The following is a 24,121-nucleotide window of genomic DNA, read 5'->3' on the forward strand; positions in this document are numbered from 1 at the left end:
CAATCGTGAATTGTTGAATTGCTGCATTAGAAATTTTACAGATCAACAAATTAACAGTTTAATAAAATCAAAATGAAATTCAGGACAGAAGTAGATATTAATGAAAGTGAAAAGAAAATAGGAGTCGAAGATTGCATCTTCTCGATCGGTTCCTGTTTTGCAACGGAGATGCACGAGAAATTTTCTGAAGGCCAGATTCAATCTTTGAACAATCCATTTGGAACTATTTTCAATCCTTATTCCGTTTTTCAGGCGATTCAGCAGGTTTATGATGCGAAGGAATATCAGGAAAGTGATCTAATTTTGGCCAATGACAATTATATCAGTCTGGATCATCATTCTTCTTTTGATTCCAGATATGCACATAAGTCTCTAGAGAAAATCAACCAAAATATAGAAGAAAGCAATCAGTTTTTGCAAAATACAAGCTTTGTAATCATGACATTTGGAACATCTTATATTTATGAATTTTTGCCAAAAAACAGATTAGTTGCCAATTGTCACAAGATTCCGCAAAAGTTTTTTGAAAAACGATTGTTATCTCATCAGGAACTGACGAGTTCTATCAATAAAACGATTGAAATTCTAAAAGATATCTGTAAAGATGATGTTCAGATTTTATTTACTGTTTCGCCAGTTCGTCATACAAAAGACGGTATTGTTGAAAATCAGTTGAGCAAATCAAAATTAATAACAGCCATTCACGAGGTAATTTCTGGAAAAGAAAACTGTCAATATCTTCCTGTTTATGAGATCTTGATGGATGACCTTCGGGATTATCGTTTTTATAAAGATGATTTGATTCATCCTAATTCTCAGGCAGTGCAATACATTTGGGAAAAATTTGGAAACGCATATTTTTCGGATGAGACCAAAGTTTTCATCAATGAAAATAATAAGATTGTCACAGCCCTGACCCATAAAACAGCAGATGATAAAAATCCAAAATATCAGGAATTTTTGGATAAAATCAATCTCAGAATAAAGGAACAACAAAAGAAAGTAAAACATAAAATATTTTAGTAATTATTAATTGTCAATGATTAATTGAAAATTTGATTAATCATTAATAATTAAACATTGATAATTAATTATGATAGATACGCACACCCATTTATATTCCGACCAATTTGATGAAGACCGTACAGAAGTTATTCAAAGGGCTTTGGATAAAGGCGTGGAAAAGTTTTTCCTTCCAGCAATAGATTCAGAAACACACGAGAAAATGCTCTCATTAGAATCTGAATATCCTGGGAAAATTTTCTCAATGATGGGATTACATCCTTGTTCAGTGCAGCCAGAATCTTGGAAAAACGAATTACAATTGGTTAAAAATTACCTAGATCAAAGAGATTTTGTAGCAATTGGAGAAATCGGAATTGATTTGTATTGGGACAAATCGACTTTGGATATCCAAGTAAAAGCTTTTGAACAACAGATTGATTGGGCAATAGAAAAAGATCAGCCAATTGTTATCCACACCAGAGAAAGTTTTGATGAAACTTTTGAAGTTCTTGAGAAAAAAAGACATCCAAAACTTCGTGGGATTTTCCATTGTTTTTCTGGAAATCTTGAACAAGCACAGCACGCTATTGACCTTCAATTTATTTTAGGAATCGGTGGAGTAGTGACCTTCAAAAATGGGAAAATAGACCAATTTCTGAATGAAATTCCGTTAGATAAAATCGTTTTGGAAACAGATTCTCCTTATCTGGCGCCCGTTCCTTTCCGTGGAAAAAGAAATGAAAGTGCATATGTGGAATTGGTTGCTGGGAAATTAGTTGATATTTATGGAAAAGATTTTTCTGAAATCGATAGGATTACAACTGAAAATGCTTTGAAGTTGTTTAAAAAATAAAACCGGAAATATTTCCGGTTTTATTTTTTTATTTCTTTCGGAAAAATCCTTTATTCTTAGGTTTCTTAAAACCTACTTCAGTTTTTGCCTGGGGTTTTGGCTTTGGAGTAAAAGGCTTGTTGTTACTATCTCTTTTCTGTTCCACAAGATTATCTGTATGATAAGGATGATCCTTAACCACAGGGATTTTTTTGCCAATCAATTTTTCAGTGCTTCTAAGGTTAGCTAAATCCAATCCATCAACAAACGAAAAAGAAGTTCCTTCCGAGCCGGCTCTGCCGGTTCTCCCGATTCTGTGAACATAAGTCTCGGAAACATCAGATAATTCATAATTCACGACATATTTCAATTCATCGATATCAATTCCTCTTGCCGCAATATCTGTCGCAACCAGAACTCTCGTCTTTTTCGATTTGAAATTGTTAAGTGCATTTTGTCTCGCATTCTGAGACTTGTTTCCATGGATTGCTTCAGCCGAAATTTTGGATTGATGGAGTTTTCTGGCGATTTTATCCGCACCGTGTTTAGTCCTTGAAAATACCAAAACCTGATCCAATTTCGGATCTTGTAAAAGATGTACCAAAAGGTCAGTCTTGTTATCTTTCTCTACAAAATAAATACTTTGCTGAATGGTATCTGCGGTAGAAGAAACCGGAGCAACTTCTACTTTTACAGGATTTACCAAGATCTCAGATGCAAGGTTGGCAATCTCTTTCGGCATTGTTGCGGAGAAGAAAAGGTTTTGTCTTTTAGCAGGAATTATTTTCAGGATTTTTTTCACATCGTGTACAAATCCCATATCCAGCATTCTGTCAGCTTCATCCAAGACAAAAATCTGCAGATGATGGAGTTTAATAATCCCTTGAGAAATAAAATCTAATAATCTTCCTGGAGTAGCAATCAAGATATCAACACCTCTTTTCAGCTGTTGCTCCTGTGCGTGTTGTTTAACACCACCAAAAATCACCAAAGATTTTAGTTTCAGATGTTTTCCGTAAGCTTGGAAATTCTCTTCTATTTGGATGGCTAATTCTCTCGTTGGCGTTAGAATTAGCGCTTTTATTTGGTTTCTGTGTTGGTCTTTTTCAGAAAGGTTTTGTAAGATGGGAATGGCAAATGCTGCGGTTTTTCCGGTGCCTGTCTGTGCGCTTCCCAAAAGATCTTTTTTCTGTAAAATCGATGGTATTGCTTTTTCCTGGATTGGAGTCGGCTGTTCGTAACCTTGGGTTTTAAGAGCGTCTAATATTGGTTTGATTAAACCTAATTGTTCAAAATTCAATTGAAATATTTTTAATTAAAATGAAAATTCCTTCTCACGTCGGAAGGAATTGTATTGTGCAAAGGTAGTTGAAAAATAATTAATCTTATTTTATCTTTTCCCATTGTTGTTTTTGCTTCAATTCAGAGATGTAAGTAATAAGTTTTGTTAGTTTTTCCGGCTTTTCACCTGCGGACATTGCGATACCTTTTTTGCTGCCGTCAGAAAAATAAACTCTCAAATTGGTTTTGGAAGCATCCATGATCCGTTTATCCTCGTATTTGTCATTCAGGGATTTGACATTAGCTGCGTCAGTTAAAGCAATTAATTGATCGTAGTCTTCTTTGCTGACAGTCGATTTGAAAGTTCCTTCTCTTGGTTTGTCAAAATCGCCTTTACCTTCTCCTTGAGAAAAGTTAAAATGTTCTGCTTCCAAAACAGCTGTTCTGTCGGAGTTAATTGTGATTTTATAAATCGGACAAAATCCGAAACAAGGACCTACTTCATATTCAATCTTGGAATATTGGGTTGTCTGAGATGTTGTACAGGACATTAGTCCAATAAAAACTAAAAGGCTTAATATATATTTCATAGTAAATTTTTTCGGAGTATAGCTTTCAATAATTGTTCCGAATTATTTGAATCGGTAGCCCAATCCGATTTGGAAGAAACTCACTCTCGTATCAATTCCTTCTTTGTTGATATTAGAGATTCCAAAATTATATCTGGCGTCAGCAAAAATATTTTTATTAAAATGAAATTCTGTTCCTATAAAAGGAAATACGTTAATGGATTTTACATTTTCCAATTTGTTAGAAGAATTTCCATTGATAGTAAAATCACTTTTAATTTTAGAATCTACATTAAATCCAAAATTAAACCCGCCTAGAACAGAAAACTTATCGATAATATAATACTTTGCTGAGATCGGAACTTGAATTTGTGAATATTTATATTTCAACTCCATTGTTCCGCCTTGTATGATTTCATTTCCTACAAGATCATACAAATCAACAGCTGTTTTACCACCAAGTTCGGTATAAATAAGTTCTCCTTGTAAAGCCAGCTTAGTGGTTAAAAAATGCTCTGCAAAACCTCCAACATAAAAATAAGATTTGGAGTCGAAGTCAGAAAAATCTTCCCAAAATGTATCGGGAGAATCCTTCCAGTCTAAAGAAGAATTGATGTATCCTGCCTTAACTCCAAAATGCGTTTGTGCCAACGTTAAAGATGATACTGCCATTAATAATAGCAAAATGATTTTTTTCATAGTAATAGTTTTTATTAGTTTAAATTTATCCGTGCAATTTTTTCCAAATGGCATCTTTTAATTCCTGAAGTCCTTCACCAGTAACACCGGAAAAAAATAAAGGCTGTCTGTTTTCTGGGAATTCGGCGGCGATTTCTTTTTTCAGTTCATCATCCAGCAAATCTGCTTTGGATACGGATAAAATGAAATCTTTGTCTACCAATTCAGGATTATATTCTTTCAATTCATTTTCCAAAATCTTGAATTCCTGAAAATGATCTTCGGAATCCGCCGGAATGAGGAATAATAAAATCGAATTTCTCTCGATATGTCTCAGGAATCGGTGACCGAGACCTTTACCTTCTGCGGCGCCTTCTATAATCCCGGGAATATCTGCCATTACAAAAGATTTGTAATTTCTCCATTCTACGATTCCAAGATTAGGTGTCAAAGTGGTAAAAGCGTAGTCCGCAATTTTGGGTTTAGCGGCAGAAACCGATGACAATAACGTGGATTTTCCGGCATTTGGGAATCCCACTAAGCCAACATCTGCCAAGATTTTCAATTCAAAAATGACATAACCTTCCTGGCCTTCCATTCCCGGCTGAGCATATCTGGGTGTTTGGTTTGTAGAAGACTTGAAATGCTCGTTACCAAGTCCGCCTTTTCCGCCTTCCATCAAAATGATTTCTTGACCATCTTCCAGGATTTCCCCGATGATTTCTCCGTCCTCATTTTTAGCGATAGTTCCCAATGGGACATTGATGTAAACATCGGCACCATAGGCACCGGTCAATTGATTTTTACCGCCGTTTTCTCCACGTTCTGCTTTCACGTGACGTGTATAGCGAAGGGGTAGAAGAGTCCACTCATTGGCATTACCTTTCATAATCACGTGTCCGCCACGTCCGCCATCACCACCATCGGGACCACCTTTTGGGATGTATTTTTCTCTGCGGAGATGGGCTGATCCAGCACCACCGTGGCCACTTTTACAATGAATTTTTACGTAATCTACGAAATTTGACATATTTTTTTATTGATGGAAGGTGGAAGTCCGAAGGTGGAAAAACTTCCTGCTTCAAACTTCCATCTTCTTGCTTTTACTTAATTTTTTCTACTTCAGCAAATAATTTTTCAGAAATCTCGGAGATATCGCCAATCCCGTTAACTTCTACATATTTACCTTGTTTTTTATACAGTTCTGCAACTTCTGCAGTTTTGGTATAATATTCTTTGATTCTGTTTCTGATGATATCTTCGTTAGAATCATCTGTTCTTCCACTTGTTTCTCCTCTTTTAAGAAGTCTTTCTACCAAAACTTCATCCTCAACAACCAAAGAAAGACAAATACTGATCTCAGTTCCCAACTCTTCTTTTACGATGTTTTCCAAAGCTTCTGTCTGAGTTGCCGTTCTGGGGAAACCATCAAAAATAAATCCGTTGGTTTCTGTCGGTTTTCTCAACTCATCAATCAGCATATCTATGGTTACCTGATCCGGAACGAGTTCTCCTTTGTCGATATATGATTTTGCTAATTTGCCAAGATCTGTATCGTTTTTCATATTGTAACGGAAAAGATCTCCTGTTGAAATCTGTTTCAGATTGAATTTCTCGATAAGATGTTGAGCCTGGGTTCCTTTTCCGCTTCCTGGAGGGCCAAAGAGAACAATATTGATCATAATTTCTTTAATTTATTGATGATTTATTTCTTTCTTTTTTCTTTGATTAATGATTGATTCTGCCTTCTTCTAATTGATAAAGGTCCGGTAGATTTCTACCCAATTCATCATAATCCAAACCGTAGCCTAAAACAAATTTGTTAGGGATTTCTTTAGCAACATAATCAATCGTGAAGTCCTTTTGAAAAACATCCGGCTTCAAAAGAAGAGATGCGACTTTTAATGATTTTGGACGTTGTGTGTTTTTGAAATATTCAAAAAGGTTTTCAAGCGTATTTCCGGTATCCACAATGTCTTCCATCAAAATAATATGACGGTCCACAACATCTTTAGTCAGGTCCATTTTTTTATAAACAATGCCTGTAGATTGTGTCCCGGAATAAGAACTTACCTGCAAAAAAGCAATTTCACATTTCCCAGGATAATATTTTAAAAAATCTGAGAAAAACATAATTACACCGTTCAAAACGCCTACGAAAATAGGTGTTTCATCTTTGTAATCTTCGTAAACTCTAAGGGCTAATTTTTTGATAATTTCCTGAATTTCATCGTGTTTCAGGTAGGGTACGAAACTTTTGTCGTGAACTTGTATAGACTCCATATGTATTTCAAAGCACAAAAATAAGGTTTTTATAACAATTGATCGATTTTCTTTTTTGCAGCGTTCGGAAATTAGGAATACAATTTAATTATTTATATTTGCGTTACTATTTCTGAAAAAGAATCCATATGTTCAAATCACTTTTCCACTGGAAAGTATTAGTAAATATAGTTTTAGCGATGGCCATTTTTGCCGGATTGGTTTGGCTGACATTCCGTTGGCTGGAGTTTCATACCAATCACGGTGAGGAAGTACCCGTTCCTAATGTCATGAATATGACTGTTCACGAAGCGATTAAGATCCTTGATGATTCTGGTCTGGAATACGAGGTGGACAGTTTCAAATATGATCCAAAGTATCGCCCGTTTCAGGTTTTAGCTGTAAATCCAAATCCTGGAGCTAATGTTAAGAACGGAAGAATCATTACACTGAAAGTTAATCCGAGAACTTGGGCGAAAGTAGCTATTCCTGATATTATTGATAGGTATAAAGGGTTGGCATTTAATCAGTTAAATCTTGTTGGTTTGAAAGTCGGTGACACTCTTTATGAACCAAGTATCCAGCGAGATGCTGTTCTTAGAATCATTTATAATGGTACAAGTGTGAAGCCGGGAACACAGATTCCGAGATTTTCGGCAGTAGATTTAGTAATTGGTTCAGGCCCTCTTAGAAATGTATCAATTCCTAATGTTGTAGGCAGAACGGTTCAGGAAGCCAAGAAAATTATTGCACAGGCTTTATTCGAAGTTGGAATTGTAGAACACGAGGACGGTAGAAGTGATGATTCTGACATTGTTTATTATCAGGATCCGGAGTTTGGTTCTCTCAGAGATCAGGGGATGCAGATTGATCTTTGGGCGAGCAAAAAGACACCTGCCGAGTTACAAAATAAAATCAGACAGCTGGATGAGATGTATAAACCTAAGATTGATACTACGTTGGCGCCTGTTGAATATAGAGAGTTACCGCCGCCTGTTGAGCAGCGACCTACGAGTGTAAACAGTCAGCCAGCTGCAACATCTGCGCCTGCGGTTACGAAGCCCAAAGTTTCGACAAATCCATCGACAACGAGTGCGGGTTCTAATCAGCCAGCTGCAAAACAAAATACCAATACACCACAATCTTCTACAGCCAAACCTGTAGAAAAGCCTAAACCCAAGAAAGTAGTAATAGAATAAACAGAGGCTTCAACATATTGTTGAAGCCTTTTTAAAATTAAATTATGCTGGACGATAACGAAGATTTTTTAGAAGACGAATTAACAACTGATGCCTCTGTTGATGATGAAAACAGTGGGCTGTATGAGCATCTTAATATCAAAGTCGATAAAAATCAGGAACCACTTCGTATTGACAAGTTTTTATTAATTCATCGTCAAAATTCATCGCGAAACAAAATATCTCAAACCTGTCGTGCGGGTAATGTTGTTGTTAATGGTAATGCTGTCAAACAAAATTACAGAGTTAAGCCAGGTGACGAGATCAGTGTTTTATTAGCGCATCCGCCAAGAGAAAATGTCATTATTCCGCAAGATATTCCAATTAATATCGTTTACGAAGATGCTGATCTGGTAGTAGTAGATAAAGATGCAGGGATGGTTGTACATCCGGGTTTTGGAAATTGGGATGGAACACTGGTGAATGCATTGGCATTTCATTTTGCAAAAGATCCTGACTATAATTCAGATCTTGACAGAGTAGGATTAGTGCACAGGATAGACAAAGATACTTCCGGTCTGTTGGTGATTGCAAAAAATGAATACGCTCTAAGCCATCTTGCCAAACAATTTTTTGACAGAAAAACCAGACGTCTGTACTGGGCATTTGTCTGGGGCAATGTTCAGGATGATGAAGGAACTATTATTGGACACATTGGCAGACATCCGAAAAACAGAATGCAGATGTACACCTATGCGGATGGTAGCCACGGAAAACATGCAGTGACGCATTACAAAGTTTTGGAACGTTTCCGCTATATGACTTGGGTAGAATGTAAACTGGAAACAGGGAGAACACACCAAATCCGAGCTCACATGAAACATATCGGTCATACGTTATTTAATGATGAAAGATATGAGGGGAATATCATAATGCGGGGCATTAATTTGCCAAAGTATAAACAATTTGTTCAGAATGTTTTCGAAGTTTTACCAAGACATGCTCTGCATGCGCATACATTGGGATTTATTCATCCGGTGACTAAAAAAGAAATGTATTTTGAAAGTCCAATGCCGAAAGATATGCAGGAAGCATCTGAACGTTGGAGAAAATATCTTGATAATAATTAGACTTTTATATATTTGTACTGTGAAGAACAATTACCAATTTTATAAGATATTTCTACTAATAGTTTCAATTCTTTTTGTTGAATCTAAGGCGCAGGAAACATTACCTTTTTATCAGCAATATTTGATTGATGGGGATTTTTTATTCAATCCGGCGTTATTAGGTAAAACTGATGATGTTGTTCTGAATCTTAACTACCAGAAACAATTCTCCCAGCTTAACGAGTCTCCAAATGTTCAGACTATTGGATTGCATGCTAATATATTTGATAGAGTAGGCGCGGGTGTTTCTTTTTTTAGAGATCAGAATGGTCCAATTTCTTCCAATGGATTGATGTTGGGTGCATCTTATTTTATTCCATTATCAGATGAGGAAGATCGTCAGGATCAATTCTCTTTCGGTATCGGAACCAATCTCTATAATATGAATATCGACTATTCCCAACTGAATCCGGAACAACCTGGAGATCCTGTTTTGGGTGAGAATACCAACGATATTTTTTTAGCTTACGCTAATTTAGGAGCAGCTTTTAAATACAGGCATTTCTTTGCCGGAATCTCAGTCATTGATATCCCAATCAGTAATGATTTGCCGATTGTAAATGGAATCGAGCCTTCACCAACTAAATTTTATCTTAATGCCGGGTATGATTGGCATTTTACTGACGGAATTTTCTTAACGCCATCATTAATGATGAATCTGAATACCAATTCATCAAGGATAATGGATTATAATCTGATGGCGACTGTATTTGGAGAACAAAATAATCTTTCTGCTGGTCTAAGTTTCCGAAGTGCAAAAAGTGCAGTAGGAAGCCAAAATCTGGGAATGTCACCAGTTATCAAAGGAAGAGTTGGTAATTTTACATTTGGAGCGGTTTATAACTTTGGCGTTTCAGAATTGACTGAAAATTTTGGAAATAGTTTTATGTTATCGATTGGATTTAATATTGATAACTTTATCAACACAAGAGGTTTCCGATATAGATAGTTTTATTAAATTGCTAATGTTTAATTGTTAATGATTTTCAATTTATAACTAACAATTCATAATTAATCATTTATAATTCAGCTTGATTTACCTCCACATTCCTTTTTGTAAGCAAAAATGTAGTTACTGTAATTTTCATTTTTCAACTTCTTTTAGTTTGAAAGACGAGATGCTGTCAGCTATAAAAAAAGAAATCCAACTCAGACATACTGAACTAGAAAATAAAAGCCTTAAATCACTTTATTTTGGTGGAGGAACACCTTCGGTTTTAAGTGTTGATGAAATCAAATCTCTTTTAGACGAATTTCAAAAATATTTCAGTTTTGATGACAATATAGAAATTACATTGGAATCTAATCCAGATGATTTGAATAAAAATTTCCTAAAAGAATTATCCCAGACAGAAATTAATCGTTTATCCATCGGAACCCAAAGTTTTTTTGATGAGGATTTGAAATTGATGAATCGAGCACACAATGCTTCCGAAGCAGAAAGTTCAATCAAAAGAGCGCAGGATTTTGGATTAGAAAATATCAGTATCGATTTGATTTACGGTTCTCCCACTTCCAACTTCGAAATCTGGAAAGAAAATCTCAACAAAACAATTGAATTACAAGTTCCTCACGTTTCATCTTATGCTCTAACTGTTGAGCCCAAAACAGCTTTGGAAAAATGGATTGAAAATGGAAAAGTCAGTTCTCCCGAAGAAGCGGAACAGAATCAAGAGTTCTATTATATGAAGGATTTCTTAAAAGATAATGGATTCGACCATTACGAGATTTCAAATTTTGGAAAACCCGGATTTCACTCCAAGCATAATTCTGCTTACTGGAAATCTGAACCGTATTTAGGGATTGGTCCTTCGGCGCATTCTTATAACGGAAGTTTGGAAAGAAGCTGGAATATTGCCAATAATCCAGTCTATATCAAAAATCTGAATCAAAATATTCTTCCAAAAGAAACCGAAATCCTTTCTGAAAAAGACAGATTCAACGAAATGATGATGATCGGACTCAGAACAATTTGGGGCGTAGATTTAGATAAAATCAATCAAAATTTTTCTTCAGAAATAATCGATTATCTTAACCTAGAAATCAAGTCAAAACTAGAATCCGGAATTCTGAAAATCGAAGATAATTATCTCAAAATTCCTGAACAGCATTGGTTTTTAGCAGACGGAATTGCGAGTGATTTATTTATAGTCTAAAGACTTCGACAAGCTCAGTCTGACAATGCACAATTACTATCAGAGTTGTCACATTGAGCTTGTCGAAATGTTTTTCAGAATAAAAAATTCCCTACTTTTGTAAAGTTAAATCTTTGCTGAGTTTTACGCCTTTGCGAACTTAAAAACATTGCAATTATCAAAAAAACTTTGCGAACTTTGCGTTCAAAATAACAGATAAATATTATCTCTTGAAAAAGAAAAAAGCCGACTACACGCATCTTTCAGCCAATCAGCCAATAGGGATCTTTGATTCCGGAGTTGGTGGATTAACGGTGGCGAAAGAAATCAAAAGATTGTTGCCCAACGAAGATTTGATTTATTTTGGGGATACAAAACATCTTCCTTACGGTGAAAAATCCCGTGAAGCTATCGTCGGTTATTCTACAAAGATTACCAATTTTTTGCTTGAGCAAAATTGTAAAGCGATTGTAATTGCTTGTAACACCGCTACAGCAAATGCTTTGCAGGAAGTTCAGGCATTGGTTGCAGATAGAGTTCCTGTGATTGATGTAATTAATCCGGTTGCAGAAAAAGTTTCTTACGAAATTCACAATAATGTTGGCGTGATTGCGACCAAAGCAACAGTTAATTCCGGACTTTATAAAAAATCAATCCGAAAGCATAACAAGTTTATTAAGGTTGATGAATTGGCAACACCGCTTTTAGTTCCGGCAATTGAAGAAGGTTTTAAAAATCATCCGATTACACATTCGATTATTTATAATTATTTGAGTAATAGCAAATTAAAAAATATCGAAACTTTGATTCTCGGTTGTACGCATTATCCGCTTCTGATTGACGAAATCAAACAATACTACGGCAACCGTGTTCGCGTCATTGATTCTCCTAATATCGTTGCCAATCAGCTGAAAATGATTCTCGACAAGCATCATCTTTTGAACGAAGAAAATCATCAATCCACTTATCAATTTTTCTTATCGGATATTACCAAGAATTTCGAAAAAATCTCGAAAAAATTCTTCGGAAAATCCATTGATTTAGAACTTAAAGTTCTTTGATAATATTTAGTAAAACTCCTTCGACTCCGCTCAGGATAACATCTCTGAACTAATATTGAAATTGTTAGGTTGAGCAGAGTTCAAGCCTTTTGTGACTTTTGTGGTTTAATAATTAAAAATTCTCATTTCGAAAAATGTCCTTGATTCTGTCAATCTCATTTTGAACATTATTTTTCACACGTTCGCCAAAGTGTAGTGTGTTTTCAATTTTGTTGTTACCTTCCCACGTAATCTCGATCCCGCCGTTGGCAATCTCTTTTTTGCACAGAAAATCGGGAACGATGGAAAACCCGGAATTCCCACTTAAACAACGGACAATCGAGCAGATATTCGGGACAATATAATTCGGTTTGAAGTCTGGATGCCTGTTAAAATTCGCTTTCCAAAAGTTATTCAGATGTTCCATATCCGCCGCAGTGCTGTACCAGATTTGCTGTTTCAGCCAGTTTTCTGCTTCTTCGATTTTATTGGCTTTAATTAAATTTTGAAACTCAGAAGTATCAGTTCCTGTTCCATTAATCAGAACAATTTTTTCTTTGGAAAAAGCTTCGAAATTCAGGTTTTTAAGGTTGGTTTTTCTTGGTGTGATAATCAAATCCAACAATCCGTTATCCAGATCCGAAAACATCTGTTCATACAATCCAAAACGGATAATTACATTGAAATCAAATGTCGGAATATGCTTTTCCAAAGTGAACTGAAAGGTCTCAAAACACATCCCAACACTTACAGTTGGACGCTCGGTTTTCGTTGTTTTATGAAAAGTTTGTTCGGCGGTTTCTAACTTTAGAAGCGGTTCCAAAGTAAAATTATAAAGAATCTTCGCTTTCTCTGTCGGAATTAGTTTCTTTGAAATCCTTTCGAACAAAGAATAGCCAACATAAGCTTCCAGCGAACCAATATGAAGGCTCACGCCGGGTTGGGAAATATACAATTCCTTCGCTGCTTTGGTGTAAGACTGCGTTTCATAGACACTTTTAAAGGTTCTAAGCCATTCCAGATTGATCATTTTGTATTATAATTATAATACAAATATATAATTTATATTATTTTTATAATTAATTTTTCTGTCGGAACTTTGTATCATTAAATTATTAAATGAAAAAATCAATGAAAATATTTATAATCAACGGCGGACAGAAATTCGCACATTCCGGCGGCAGTTTTAATAATACCATTACAGAATGGACAAAGGAAACACTTGATAAGCAAGGTTTTGAAATTAAAATAACTAATATTAATGATGATTTTAACCCAGTTGATGAAGCAGAAAACTTCAAATGGGCGGATGTTGTCATTTATCATTTTCCGGTTTGGTGGTTTCAGGTTCCTAATCGTTTGAAATTTTATATTGATGAAGTTTTCACTGCCGGACATAACAACGGGATTTACAAAAGCGATGGTCGCTCGAGAGTTAATCCAGCCATTAATTACGGAACTGGCGGTTTGATGCACGGCAAGCAATATTTTGTGACAACAAGCTGGAACGCGCCGGAAACAGCTTTTACTTTGGAAGGTGAGTTTTTCGATCAACATTCTGTGGATGAAGGTGTGTTGTTCGGTTTTCATAGAATGAATGCTTTTACAGGAATGAAAAGTTTGGGAAGTTTCCATTTTCACGATATGGAGAAACAGGCGACACAGGAACGAATCGATAATTATGAAAAAGAATATAAAAATTATCTGAAAAGTGTTTTCTTTAGTGTTGAATCTGAAATTCTAAATTAATTATGTCTATCTATTTAACAGCAATTTTAAAAGCAAAAAAGGAATCAGTTCAGGATTTGAAATCAATTCTTGATCATATGGTTCTGAATACGAGAAAAGAAGAAGCTTGCGAAAAATATGATTTGCAGCAAGGTTTGGAAGATGAAACGGTTTTCATATTTCACGAGATTTGGAAGAGCAAAGAAGGTTTGGATGCTCATAATCAACAATCTTATATCAAAGAGTTTGTAGAAAAAGCGCCTGATTTATTGGAAAAACCGGCAGAGATTTATCTGGTGAAATTAGTTTAAAATAGAAACGCCTCGATTAATTGAGGCGTTTTTTATAACGAAATAGTCTTATTAATATTAATGTCTTCCAAAAAACGATTATCGTGAGAAACCACAATCAAAGTTCCTTGGTAATCGTTGATTGCTGATGTTAAAATCTCAATATTTTGGATGTCTAGATTATTGGTTGGCTCATCCATAATTATCATATCTGGCAAAATATTTTGAATAGAAAGACAGCAGAGCAGGAGTTTCATCTTTTCGCCACCACTCAGGAATTCACATTTTTTGTCCCAATCATTTTTCCAGAATAGAAATCTTGCTAAAATGGTTTTGACCTCGTGTCCTTCAAGATTTTTTAAATTAAATTGCTGAGCTTGTTCATAAACTGAAAGTTCATTTTTAATCAAAGAATATTCTTGGTCGATGTAAATTGTTTTCTTTTCTGATAAATAAATTTCGCCAAAATTAGGTTTAATTTCTCCCAAAATCAGTTTTATCAAACTTGTTTTTCCTGAACCGTTATCACCTTTTATTGCAACTCTTTCTCCACTCAGAATTTGAAAATCGAGATTGTTTTCCCAAAGATTTTCTTGATGATAATTGAAATTAATTTGTTCGGCTTTGACCAAAATTTTCCCTTTATGAAGATGAGAATTATCGAAATTAATTTTCATCTTATCGATTCCGGAAAGATTATCTTTCAAACTGTGAAGATTTTCTCTGATATTATCAATTTTTTCAGAATGAACAGATTTTAGTTTTGATGTACTGTTTTCCGCTTTGTTGCGAAGTGTGTTCATCATAATTCTGGAAACGCCCGATTTCTCCTGCTTTCCTTTTCCTCGGGAATCCAATTTGTTTTGCCTTTCAATCGTTTCGCGTTCTTTTTCTTTGGCTTTTTTCAGTTCTTTTTCTCGGTTTTGAATATTCTGTTCAAGCGAATTTTGTTCAATTTTTTTCTGCTCAGAATAGAAATCGTAATTTCCTCCATAAACTGAAATTCCATTTTTGTTGAGTTCGCAAGTTTTGTCTAAAAGATTGAGCAAAACTCTGTCGTGACTTACAATCAAAAGACTTTTCGATGTTGATTTGATAAACTCATAAAGCAAATTTCTACTTGCCAAATCCAGATGATTCGTCGGTTCATCCATTAGAATCAAATCCGGCTGATGAATCATCATTCCAGCTAGAAATAATTTGGTTTTTTGTCCGCCACTCAGATTTTCTAATTTCAAATTCAAATCGAAATCAGGCAGATTCCAATACTTGAAAGCTTCTTTGATTCTGTCTTCGATTGTCCAATCGTCGTTTAAGATTTCCATATTTTCTTCGGTTACAGAACCGTTTAGAATTTCCTTTAAAGCATTCAGTTTTTTATCAATGTTTAAAGCTTCAGCAATATTTAAATGATTATACTGACCGAAAATCTGCGGAATGTAATAGATATTAGAATCAGATTTAATCATTCCTGATTTTGGTTGTAATTCGCCAGCAATTATTTTGAGCAAAGTCGATTTTCCGGAACCGTTATTTCCGATTAAAGCTATTTTTTCCTGATAATTAAGTGTAAAGTTGATGTCCGAAAAAAGAACATCTTTATTGGGATGTTGATAAGATATATCTTGTAAAATTAACATAATTTCTTTTTTAAGATGAACAATAGCAGACGAGTTGGTCTGCAGAAGATTGCCTGAAAGAAATTATATTTTACATTATAATTTTAGAATTTTATTTCTGCAAAGTTAGAAATTATTTTTGAAGTAGAATTTTATGAATTTAAAATCCGATTTTCTTCATAACGAGATTCAGTTTTTGCTTCCATTCCATAGGTTTTGTAGAATATCCGGAGGAAGCAATGGCAACAAACCATTCGTTGTGATTTTGCGAACCTTTTAGTTTTTCATAGAATTTTCTTTTCGAAACCCATTCACAAAAGGCACGATAAGAAGCCTTAGAATCAGTAAAACTTTTGAATCTGGAACTGTTGATGGCATTTTTTCCGGTCATTCCAAAATGGTTGTTCAACACTTTACAAGCCGAACTTGTACCGCCGCCGGTTTCCATATAAGCAATGGAAAGAATAACTGAAATTGGAATCCCGAATTCCTGAGAAAGCTCTGTCGCAAAAGGTTTGTATTGATTGATGTAAGAATTCTGTGCAGAGATTTTCAAACTGAAAAACAAACTGAAAATCATTAATAATCTGATGTGGAAATTCCTCATATAGCAATCAATTTTATTCAGAAATCGGTTCGCTTTGGAAGAAAGAAAAACTTACATTCCCGTATTTTCTTGTGTCTTTCAAGTTTGGATGAGAGAATTTTAGTCTGCTCTGATGTTCCAGAATGAAAACGCCGTTGGGTTTCAATAATTCGTTATTCAGAACCAAATCAATTAATTCATTGTATTTTTTTTCTTCCGTTTCGAAAGGTGCATCAGCGAAAATGATTTCGTACTTTTTGTCGTGATTTCTTTTCTTTTTCAGCCATTCAAAAACATCAGCTCTCTGAACATTTACCTGCAATCCCATATCCAAGTCGTTGGCTGTCGAGTTGATAAATCCGGCGTGTTTTGGATTCAGTTCCACGGCCGTGATGTCTTTGCAATCGCGCGATGCAAACTCCAAAGTTATTGAGCCAATTCCTGCAAATAAGTCCAAAACAGAGCAGAATTCAAGGTCATATTTGTTGTCAATAATGCTGAATAATGCTTCTTTGGCAAAATCGGTGGTTGGTCTTACATCGAAATTTTTTGGCGCCGCAATTTTCTTAGCTTTCCATTTTCCGGATATGATTCTAAACATAGATGTTTTTTTGATAGATAATAATTTAAACTTAAAATCTTAAATCAATCACAAAGTCGCAAAGATTTTATTGATTTTAAGTTTTTCAAAAGGATAAAAAGTTCAGTTATTCCTTTTTTACTCTTTTCGAGTTTTAGTTTTTCAAATTTCTTCTTTTGTAACTTTTGTGGTTTAAATATTAATTTAAAACGAAATTCTTCTTGTGAAGATTATCGAAAACGATTTTCAAATTTGGGACAAACTTCTGCATTTCCGAGATGAAGGTTTCATTTTCAGTTGTTTCACCATAGATGTAAAAATACGTTTCAGAAATTCCAAAATCGATTTTACTCAACGTAAACATAATGAAATATAGAAAATCCACTTCCGAAGCTGCATCCAGATTGTTGTAAAGAATCACTTTTTTATTCTCAATAGCGAAGAATTCTGCTTGCTGATGATAGAGATTCACGTGGATTTCTTTTCGGTTTTTCACGTTCAGAGAATTCAGAAACTTCTCGCCCGAAAAATTGAAATGTGTAGGAACTCCCAATTCCTTGATTTTCTGATAAAAATCTTTCGGAAAACTATAATAAAACTGAATCCCAAATTTCTTGTTCACAGATAACATTAATTCCTCAGAATTTCTCTTTATATCGGCGTTGTAGGAAATCAAATGGTAACCTAAATCGTGCTGGTCAAAACCTTCTTCCACAATCGAAAAATGATTGATTGCAGAGATCACGGAGATTTCAGAAAATTTTTCGGAAGCCAAAATTTCGTTCAGTTTTTCTTCAACCAGATTTTTCGGTGTTTCTTCATCTTTCAGAAAGATTTTTTCTTCCAGAACTTTTCTGGATTTAGAAATCTGCCATTGCAAACCATCTTTCGTAAAAAGCAAGGATAATTTCCTCATATTTTAATATCAATAAAATTAATTTTTTTGGGCAGCTTAACTCCCAAACCAAACCTAACGAAGTGTGGTTCGACGTAGTCAATCTTTTCACTCCACTACGTTGCGTAAAAAGGATTTCCGCTCAAGTCGGGCTGCGCTTCGCAAAGTTGAAACATTCTACATATGAACAACTTTACAACATCAATAAAAGAAATATTTGAAAGTCTTTTATCTTATGTCTTTTATCTCAAAGTCTATTCAGAGATTTGCAAAGTTAAAAAATTAAAACTTTCGGTTTTCAAACTCTGTCAATTCTTATATTATAGTTATCTTCGCAAGATAATTCGATTTATTTTCAGGATGAAAAAAATATCATTTTTCTTTATATTATTCGTTTCACAGCTGATTTTTTCTCAGCAGTCCATTAAGTTTGAAGATTCTAATTTTGCAGCCATTTTAGCCAAAGCGAAAGCCGAAAAAAAGTTGGTTTTTATGGATGCTTACGCGTCTTGGTGCGGACCGTGTAAATTAATGGAAAAAAATGTTTTCACAGATAAAGATGTTGCTGATTTTTATAATAAAAACTTCATCAACGCCAGAGTGGATATGGAAAAAGGAGAAGGAAGAGATTTGGCGATGAAATATGGCGTTAGAAGTTACCCGACATTTTTGTTTCTGAATGGCGAAGGCGAAATTGTAGGAAAGGAATTGGGTTACATCCAGTCCAAAGAATTTTTAGCTTTGGGACAAAAAAATAACAATCCGGAATTAGTCAGCACAAACCTGAAAGAAGAATTTCTGAAAGGAAAACTAGATCAGACCGGCTTACTTAATTTTATCAATCTGTATGCTGGCAAAGACCCTGCTCTGGCAAAGCAAGCCTCAGAAAAATATTTTGCCAACAAAAAAGATAAGACGTTCACTGGTGAAGAAGTCAATGCGCTTCTGAGTTTCACACAGTCTGTAGACGATGCCAATTATAAAGTTTTCGTAGCAAATAAAGCTGAGATTACAAAGCTTCTGCCGGAGAATAATTACAAGCAATTTGATAATTATCTCAAGTTGATGAAACTGGTGACTTCTGCAACTGACGAGAAAACCAAAACCATTGACGATGCCAAAGTTTTGAAAGACGGCGAAGGATTATTTCCTAAAGATGAATTGGTAAAAAGTCTGAATGTTTATAAATTGAATTATTACTCCGCTCACGAGAATTTCCCGGCTTACGAAAAAACGGCTTTAGAATATTACAAAAACCCGGATGAATTCAATAACACCGAATTGTTGGCAGCAGCAAGCACAATTGGTGAAAAATCGACTGATGTCAAGTCACTTCAGACGGCGGCCAGATGGGCAGAAAAAGTAGTGATGTCGCAAGAAAGCTATGATTCTACAAGTATTCTGGCAACATTGTACGATAAATTAGGTAAAAAGGAAGAAGCTAAAATGTTTGCAGGAATGGCAGCCAATTTCGCTAAAGAAGAGAATAAAGATGCCACAAAAATGAATGAAATTCTGAACAAAAAATAATGATGAAAAAACTTTTTTTGCTGAGTTTCATTGGCATTATCACTTGTGGTTTTGCGCAAAAAAATGAAACGTATATCAAAGCCAATGCATTATTTCTTCCAGTCGGAATGCTAAATGTAGGCGTAGAACACGGTTTCACGGAACATATCACAGGTCAGGCTGATTTATTTATTTCTCCCTGGAAATCTTTTGCAGGCAAACACGCTCAGGTTTATATGTTGGGATTCAACGGCAGATATTATTTTAATGAGGCTTTCAAAAAATTCTATGTTGGCGTTGACTTTTCATTGGCGAGATTCAACATCCAAAAATGGGGTTATTGGAATGATAACTTTTATGTTCACAAAAATGGAGTGGTGACACCTTATATCAATTCTAACCTATATCAGAGAGGTTATTCTTTTATGCTTGGTGGAATTGCTGGTTACCAATTCACCCTAGGCAATCGCTGGAACCTTGATCTTTATCTTGGACTTGGGACAATGCAGAGTTTTTATAAAGGTTATGATAAGTTGAGCGGGGATCGTTATGATACGGAAGGCGATTCTATGGGAAGAGAAATTAACAGAAGTGGAGAATGGCTTCCTTACAAAGGTGGGTTAATGATTTCTTACAAACTTTAGGATTATGAATTTTAAACCAAAATATATCGTTTTCGGACTCATCACCTTTATCATTATATTTCTTATGAATTATCTTGGAAGTGATGCACCGGACAAGTTATCCAGAGCACTGATGACCGCTGTTGCAGCCGTTATCGGTTTGGGAATAGGAATGTGGTTTTATAAAAGAGATAAAAACAACAATCATCCTGATTTTGATTAATTAATTTCTAATTCAGATTTTATGAAAATTGATCTTGATCCCGGGAAAAAAATATATTTCGCTTCTGATCAGCATTTTGGCATTCCGAATGCTGCAGAGAGTAAAAAACGCGAAGAAAAGTTCATTCGTTGGCTGGATACTATCAAAAAAGATGCACAGGTTTTATTTCTGATGGGTGATCTTTTCGATTTTTGGCATGAGTGGAAACACGTAGTTCCGAAAGGCTATATCAGAGTTTTAGGAAAAATTGCTGAACTGAAAGATGCCGGAATTGATATCTATTTTTTTGTAGGAAATCACGATCTGTGGATGAAAAATTATTTCGAAGAAGAATTGGGCGTTCCGGTTTTCTTTGAAAAAAGATATTACGAAGTTAATGATAAAAAATTACTGCTGGCGCACGGCGATGGACTTGGACCTGGCGACAAGGGTTACAAAAGAATGAAAAAAGTCTTTACCAATCCTCTTGCTCAATGGGCTTTCCGATGGCTGCATCCAGATATTGCCATGAAAATTGCTAACTATATGTCACAGAAAAATAAAATGATTTCCGGTGTCGAGGATCAAAAATTTTTAGGTGAAGATAAAGAGTTCCTGATTCTCTATTCAAAAGAAAAGTTGAAGACAGAAAAAATCGATTATTTTGTTTACGGTCATCGCCATTTGCCAATGGTTTTGGATTTGGAAAAAGGTGCTAAGTATATCAATCTTGGCGACTGGATTTCTTATTTTACCTATGGTGTTTTTGATGGAGAAAATTTTGAATTGAATAAATTCGAAGGATAAAATTAAAGTTGGAAAATGAAGCAGACTATTTTTGATATTAAAACAGAAGAAGGATTCCAGGCGGCTTGTTTGGAAACTTTTATTTATCAATATGAAAATGTTGAAGTTTACAGAAAGTTTGTAGATTATCTCAACATTGACCCATTAACCATAAAACAAGCTTCTGAAATTCCGTTTTTACCGATTGAGATGTTCAAAAATCATTTGGTTTTGGATAAACATTTTGTGGCTGAAAATTATTTTCAAAGTTCCGGCACAACTCAAATGAATCGTTCCAAACATTATATTGCCGATTTTTCTCTCTACGAAGAAAGTATTTACAAGAGCTTCGAAGAATTTATTGGAAAACCTGAAGATTATATTTTTTTAGGTTTACTTCCGAATTATTCCGAGAATCCACATTCGTCTTTGATTTATATGATTGATTATTTGATTAAGAAATCTGATAAAGCGGAGAATGGCTATTTCCTCTACAATCATCAGGAATTATTTGATTTGCTTCAAACTTTGACTGATAAAAAAGTGATTCTTTTCGGAGTTTCTTTTGCATTGCTCGATTTCTTGGATTTCTGTACTTCAAACTCTCTAGCACTCCAATTCTCTGACTCTCTAACTGTAATTGAAACAGGCGGAATGAAAGGCAGAAAAGAAGAAATGACGAAAGATGAATTGCTGAAGATTTTTCAAAATGGTTTCAAAACGGATAAGATTTACTCAGAATATTCGATGACAGAGTTGTTGTCTCAGGCTTATTCTTTGGGCGAAAATATTTATAAAAGCCCTAATTGGATGCGAATTCTCATTAGGAATACAGAAGATCCTTTTTCATATATTGAGGACGGAAGAACAGGCGCAATTAATATCATAGATTTGGCTAATAAACATTCTTGTTCCTTTATTGCGACTCAGGATTTAGGAAATGTTCAGGATGACACGTTTCAGGTTTTGGGAAGAATCGATCATTCTGATATCCGAGGCTGCAGTCTTCTGGTTTCCTGAATTTTAATTAAATTTAATTTAAAAACACAATTTGATTTATTTAAAGTCTAATTTAAAATCTGCCTAATGAGGTTTTTATCATTAATTTTTCTACTTTCTTTTTCTCTTTTCAAATCTCAAAAATGCTATGATTTGAAGACAGTTTTGAAAGTTGAGCCAACAGAATTATACAAACCCCATTTATTAGCTTCGCAGAATTTCGGAGTTAATATTCTAGAAAATACAAAATCAGTTGATAAGTACATTGCGAAAGGAAAATTTGTAAAGGTTAAGAAAAAATCCAGAGGTTACAGATTACAGACTTTAGAATACAGCCGGCCTTATTTGGTTAAGAAGGCAAGAACAACTTTGGAAAGGATGGCGAATGATTTTGCTGCGAAAACAAAAAGTTTCTTTGTTGTTTCATCTGTTACCAGAACTTTGGAAGATCAGTGCAGATTAAGAAAAGTGAATTCTAATGCGTCTTTGGGAATCAGTTCTCATAACTACGGCGCTGCGTTTGATATTTCGTATGTTAGATTTGACCACAAACTGAAAGTCAATCCAAAACTGGAAAAAGAATTGGAGAAAGTGTTGACAGAATATAAAAATCTTGGTAAAATATTTTATATCAAAGAAAAGCAGCAAAGCTGCTATCACGTTACTGTCCGTAACTATTAAAGTTTGAATTGATGCTGAAAATAGAAGAACTGGTTCACGCTTTCGTCACTGTCAATTGTGATTTTGATAAGGAAATTGTTTTGACCAATTTTTTCCATTCCGATTGGGAAGCCGATATTCTATTGATTAATAATGAAGGTTTTAGTCACGAAATTGAAATTAAATTATCGAAGTCCGATTTCAAAAACGATTTCAAAAAGAAATACACTAACCAACAAACTGGAGAAAAGTTTCTGAAGCACGATAAGATTGGTTGTGGCGATTATATCTGCAATTCATTCAGTTTTCTTATTCCAATGGGAATGGTTGACCACATGGATATTCCGGAACATTGTGGAATTATTGAGTTTTACCACGACGAAGATAATTGGGCAACGACTTTTTACAAAATCCGGGAACCAAAAATGATTCATAAAGATTCTTATTGGAAACTTTGTGACAAAGACTATTTTCTAAGAAATCTTGCCAGAAACCTTCTCGTCAAAAAATTTGAATTGAAAGGGAAAAAAGAAGAATTAATTTTCAAAAGTCCATTTGAGATTAAGAATAAAAAATAAATCCTACTTAAATAAAGTAGGATTTATCTTTAGAAAATGATTCTACGCTTATAGTTTTTCAGGTTTTTCAATCAATAAATTATAAGTGAAGGATGCGAAAACTCCACCTAGAATTGGTGCTACAATAAACAGCCAAAGTTGTGACAGTGCTTCTCCACCAGCAAATAGTGCTGGACCAATACTCCTTGCAGGATTTACAGAAACACCTGTAATTTTGATTCCAACAATGTGGATCAGAACCAAAGAAAGTCCAATGGCCAGACCAGCAAAACCTCCATGGATATTCTTAGTAGAAGTAGATCCCAGAATTACCATCAAGAAGATAAATGTGAAAACAAACTCAGCAACCAAAGCAGCTAAAGTTGTATATTCATCCAGATAGCCTGTTCCCCAGCCATTAGAACCCAGAGCCCAAGGTCCTAATTCAGCGCCCGGATGATTGGTAAAAATGACATACAGAATTCCTGCACCAATAATAGCGCCGATTACTTGTGCAACAACGTAGTAGAAAGCTTCTCCGAACTTCATTCTGCCAGCAGCAACCATTGCCAATGAAATAGCAGGATTGATGTGACATCCGGAAATGTGCCCGATAGCATACGCCATTGCGACCACACTCAAACCAAATGCAAAAGAAATTCCCAGAAGCCCGACACCTGTTGTTCCGTCAGCGCCGGCAATCACTGCACTTCCGCAGCCCATTAATACAAGAACCATTGTGCCAATCATTTCGGCAACAAATTTTGAAGTTGTTGATACCATTTGTTTTGTTTTTTTAATAGTTTATTAAAACAAATCTAATAAAATTTTTAATTAGTTGTGAATAATTCAAAAAATATTTGTTGACTGACAAAATTTCCAATTATTTTTGACATTCGTATAATGGTTTGTTTTTTGAGCTAAACATTCGTATAAAT

28 protein-coding genes are annotated in these 24,121 nt (G+C 34.9%); 16 read left to right on the forward strand and 12 right to left on the reverse strand.

Going from position 1 to position 24,121, the window contains the following annotated elements; all coding sequences use genetic code 11:
• The first annotated feature begins 72 nt into the window (after positions 1-72).
• Positions 73-1,023: a GSCFA domain-containing protein gene (locus tag BXY58_RS09095; protein ID WP_120213542.1), complete on the forward strand. Its 951-nt coding sequence runs from the start codon at positions 73-75 to the stop codon at positions 1,021-1,023.
• A gap of 70 nt (positions 1,024-1,093) precedes the next feature.
• Positions 1,094-1,858 (forward strand): TatD family hydrolase, encoded by a 765-nt coding sequence (locus BXY58_RS09100; protein WP_120213543.1) that lies wholly within the window; start codon positions 1,094-1,096, stop codon positions 1,856-1,858.
• A 28-nt stretch (positions 1,859-1,886) separates the two neighbouring features.
• On the opposite strand, the gene BXY58_RS09105 is transcribed toward BXY58_RS09100, so the two are convergent.
• From BXY58_RS09105 to hpt, 6 genes are all read right to left on the reverse strand, one after another.
• Positions 1,887-3,137, reverse strand: a complete 1,251-nt coding sequence (locus tag BXY58_RS09105; protein ID WP_120213544.1) for a DEAD/DEAH box helicase — start codon at positions 3,135-3,137, stop codon at positions 1,887-1,889.
• 85 nt (positions 3,138-3,222) lie between these two features.
• Positions 3,223-3,708 (reverse strand): DUF6438 domain-containing protein, encoded by a 486-nt coding sequence (locus BXY58_RS09110; RefSeq protein ID WP_120213545.1) that lies wholly within the window; start codon positions 3,706-3,708, stop codon positions 3,223-3,225.
• A 42-nt stretch (positions 3,709-3,750) separates the two neighbouring features.
• Positions 3,751-4,386: a porin family protein gene (locus BXY58_RS09115; protein ID WP_170144214.1), complete on the reverse strand. Its 636-nt coding sequence runs from the start codon at positions 4,384-4,386 to the stop codon at positions 3,751-3,753.
• Positions 4,387-4,411: 25 nt separating this feature from the next.
• Complete coding sequence (gene obgE / locus BXY58_RS09120) at positions 4,412-5,395, reverse strand: GTPase ObgE (protein ID WP_120213547.1); 984 nt, start codon at positions 5,393-5,395, stop codon at positions 4,412-4,414.
• A gap of 73 nt (positions 5,396-5,468) precedes the next feature.
• Positions 5,469-6,047, reverse strand: a complete 579-nt coding sequence (locus BXY58_RS09125) for an adenylate kinase (protein ID WP_120213548.1) — start codon at positions 6,045-6,047, stop codon at positions 5,469-5,471.
• 46 nt (positions 6,048-6,093) lie between these two features.
• Complete coding sequence (gene hpt, locus BXY58_RS09130; RefSeq protein ID WP_120213549.1) at positions 6,094-6,648, reverse strand: hypoxanthine phosphoribosyltransferase; 555 nt, start codon at positions 6,646-6,648, stop codon at positions 6,094-6,096.
• Positions 6,649-6,776: 128 nt separating this feature from the next.
• Between hpt and BXY58_RS09135 the strand changes: the two genes are divergently transcribed.
• The 5 genes from BXY58_RS09135 (at position 6,777) to murI (ending at position 12,170) form a co-directional block, all read left to right on the forward strand.
• Positions 6,777-7,826 (forward strand): PASTA domain-containing protein, encoded by a 1,050-nt coding sequence (locus tag BXY58_RS09135; RefSeq protein ID WP_120213550.1) that lies wholly within the window; start codon positions 6,777-6,779, stop codon positions 7,824-7,826.
• A gap of 44 nt (positions 7,827-7,870) precedes the next feature.
• Positions 7,871-8,935, forward strand: a complete 1,065-nt coding sequence (locus BXY58_RS09140; protein ID WP_120213551.1) for an RluA family pseudouridine synthase — start codon at positions 7,871-7,873, stop codon at positions 8,933-8,935.
• Positions 8,936-8,954: 19 nt separating this feature from the next.
• A complete protein-coding gene (locus BXY58_RS09145; RefSeq protein WP_229728416.1) occupies positions 8,955-9,923 on the forward strand; it encodes a PorP/SprF family type IX secretion system membrane protein in 969 nt (322 codons plus the stop codon).
• A gap of 97 nt (positions 9,924-10,020) precedes the next feature.
• On the forward strand, positions 10,021-11,130 hold the full coding sequence (hemW, locus tag BXY58_RS09150) for a radical SAM family heme chaperone HemW (protein WP_229728418.1): 1,110 nt from the start codon (positions 10,021-10,023) through the stop codon (positions 11,128-11,130).
• A gap of 209 nt (positions 11,131-11,339) precedes the next feature.
• The gene (gene murI / locus BXY58_RS09155; RefSeq protein ID WP_120213553.1) at positions 11,340-12,170 is read left to right on the forward strand and encodes a glutamate racemase; all 831 of its coding nucleotides are present in this window, start codon (positions 11,340-11,342) and stop codon (positions 12,168-12,170) included.
• 112 nt (positions 12,171-12,282) lie between these two features.
• Here murI and BXY58_RS09160 read toward each other — a convergent pair whose 3' ends face one another.
• Positions 12,283-13,179, reverse strand: a complete 897-nt coding sequence (locus BXY58_RS09160) for a LysR family transcriptional regulator (RefSeq protein WP_120213554.1) — start codon at positions 13,177-13,179, stop codon at positions 12,283-12,285.
• A 101-nt stretch (positions 13,180-13,280) separates the two neighbouring features.
• On the opposite strand from BXY58_RS09160, the gene BXY58_RS09165 reads away from it, so the two are divergent.
• Both BXY58_RS09165 and BXY58_RS09170 read left to right on the forward strand, forming a co-directional pair.
• Positions 13,281-13,898, forward strand: a complete 618-nt coding sequence (locus BXY58_RS09165; RefSeq protein ID WP_120213615.1) for an NAD(P)H-dependent oxidoreductase — start codon at positions 13,281-13,283, stop codon at positions 13,896-13,898.
• 2 nt (positions 13,899-13,900) lie between these two features.
• A complete protein-coding gene (locus BXY58_RS09170) occupies positions 13,901-14,188 on the forward strand; it encodes a putative quinol monooxygenase (RefSeq protein WP_120213555.1) in 288 nt (95 codons plus the stop codon).
• 32 nt (positions 14,189-14,220) lie between these two features.
• Here the strand turns inward: BXY58_RS09170 and abc-f are convergent, their stop codons facing one another.
• The 4 genes from abc-f to BXY58_RS09190 form a co-directional block, all read right to left on the reverse strand.
• Positions 14,221-15,807, reverse strand: coding sequence for a ribosomal protection-like ABC-F family protein (abc-f, locus tag BXY58_RS09175; protein WP_120213556.1), 1,587 nt, complete (start codon positions 15,805-15,807; stop codon positions 14,221-14,223).
• Between the two features lie 139 nt (positions 15,808-15,946).
• Positions 15,947-16,393, reverse strand: coding sequence for a glucosaminidase domain-containing protein (locus BXY58_RS09180; protein WP_120213557.1), 447 nt, complete (start codon positions 16,391-16,393; stop codon positions 15,947-15,949).
• Positions 16,394-16,406: 13 nt separating this feature from the next.
• Complete coding sequence (locus BXY58_RS09185) at positions 16,407-16,973, reverse strand: RsmD family RNA methyltransferase (protein ID WP_120213558.1); 567 nt, start codon at positions 16,971-16,973, stop codon at positions 16,407-16,409.
• Positions 16,974-17,151: 178 nt separating this feature from the next.
• Positions 17,152-17,868: a DUF3822 family protein gene (locus BXY58_RS09190; protein WP_120213559.1), complete on the reverse strand. Its 717-nt coding sequence runs from the start codon at positions 17,866-17,868 to the stop codon at positions 17,152-17,154.
• 339 nt (positions 17,869-18,207) lie between these two features.
• Here BXY58_RS09190 and BXY58_RS09195 point away from each other — a divergent pair, with 339 nt between their 5' ends.
• From BXY58_RS09195 to BXY58_RS09225, 7 genes are all read left to right on the forward strand, one after another.
• Positions 18,208-19,377, forward strand: coding sequence for a thioredoxin family protein (locus tag BXY58_RS09195; protein ID WP_120213560.1), 1,170 nt, complete (start codon positions 18,208-18,210; stop codon positions 19,375-19,377).
• 2 nt (positions 19,378-19,379) lie between these two features.
• Positions 19,380-20,000: a DUF3575 domain-containing protein gene (locus tag BXY58_RS09200; RefSeq protein ID WP_120213616.1), complete on the forward strand. Its 621-nt coding sequence runs from the start codon at positions 19,380-19,382 to the stop codon at positions 19,998-20,000.
• A gap of 4 nt (positions 20,001-20,004) precedes the next feature.
• Positions 20,005-20,202 (forward strand): hypothetical protein, encoded by a 198-nt coding sequence (locus BXY58_RS09205; RefSeq protein ID WP_120213561.1) that lies wholly within the window; start codon positions 20,005-20,007, stop codon positions 20,200-20,202.
• 21 nt (positions 20,203-20,223) lie between these two features.
• A complete protein-coding gene (locus BXY58_RS09210) occupies positions 20,224-20,988 on the forward strand; it encodes a UDP-2,3-diacylglucosamine diphosphatase (RefSeq protein WP_120213562.1) in 765 nt (254 codons plus the stop codon).
• Positions 20,989-21,003: 15 nt separating this feature from the next.
• Positions 21,004-21,987, forward strand: a complete 984-nt coding sequence (locus tag BXY58_RS09215; RefSeq protein ID WP_120213563.1) for a LuxE/PaaK family acyltransferase — start codon at positions 21,004-21,006, stop codon at positions 21,985-21,987.
• A 66-nt stretch (positions 21,988-22,053) separates the two neighbouring features.
• Positions 22,054-22,647 carry a DUF5715 family protein gene (locus BXY58_RS09220; protein ID WP_120213564.1) on the forward strand — a complete coding sequence of 198 codons (594 nt, stop codon included), beginning with the start codon at positions 22,054-22,056 and terminating at the stop codon, positions 22,645-22,647.
• 11 nt (positions 22,648-22,658) lie between these two features.
• Positions 22,659-23,204, forward strand: a complete 546-nt coding sequence (locus BXY58_RS09225) for a hypothetical protein (protein ID WP_120213565.1) — start codon at positions 22,659-22,661, stop codon at positions 23,202-23,204.
• A 48-nt stretch (positions 23,205-23,252) separates the two neighbouring features.
• On the opposite strand, the gene aqpZ is transcribed toward BXY58_RS09225, so the two are convergent.
• Entirely contained in the window at positions 23,253-23,966 is a 714-nt protein-coding gene (gene aqpZ, locus BXY58_RS09230; RefSeq protein ID WP_120213566.1) for an aquaporin Z, read from the reverse strand.
• Positions 23,967-24,121: the final 155 nt, after the last annotated feature.

It is taken from the genome of Epilithonimonas arachidiradicis (assembly GCF_003610695.1).
Lineage (GTDB): Bacteria > Bacteroidota > Bacteroidia > Flavobacteriales > Weeksellaceae > Epilithonimonas > Epilithonimonas arachidiradicis.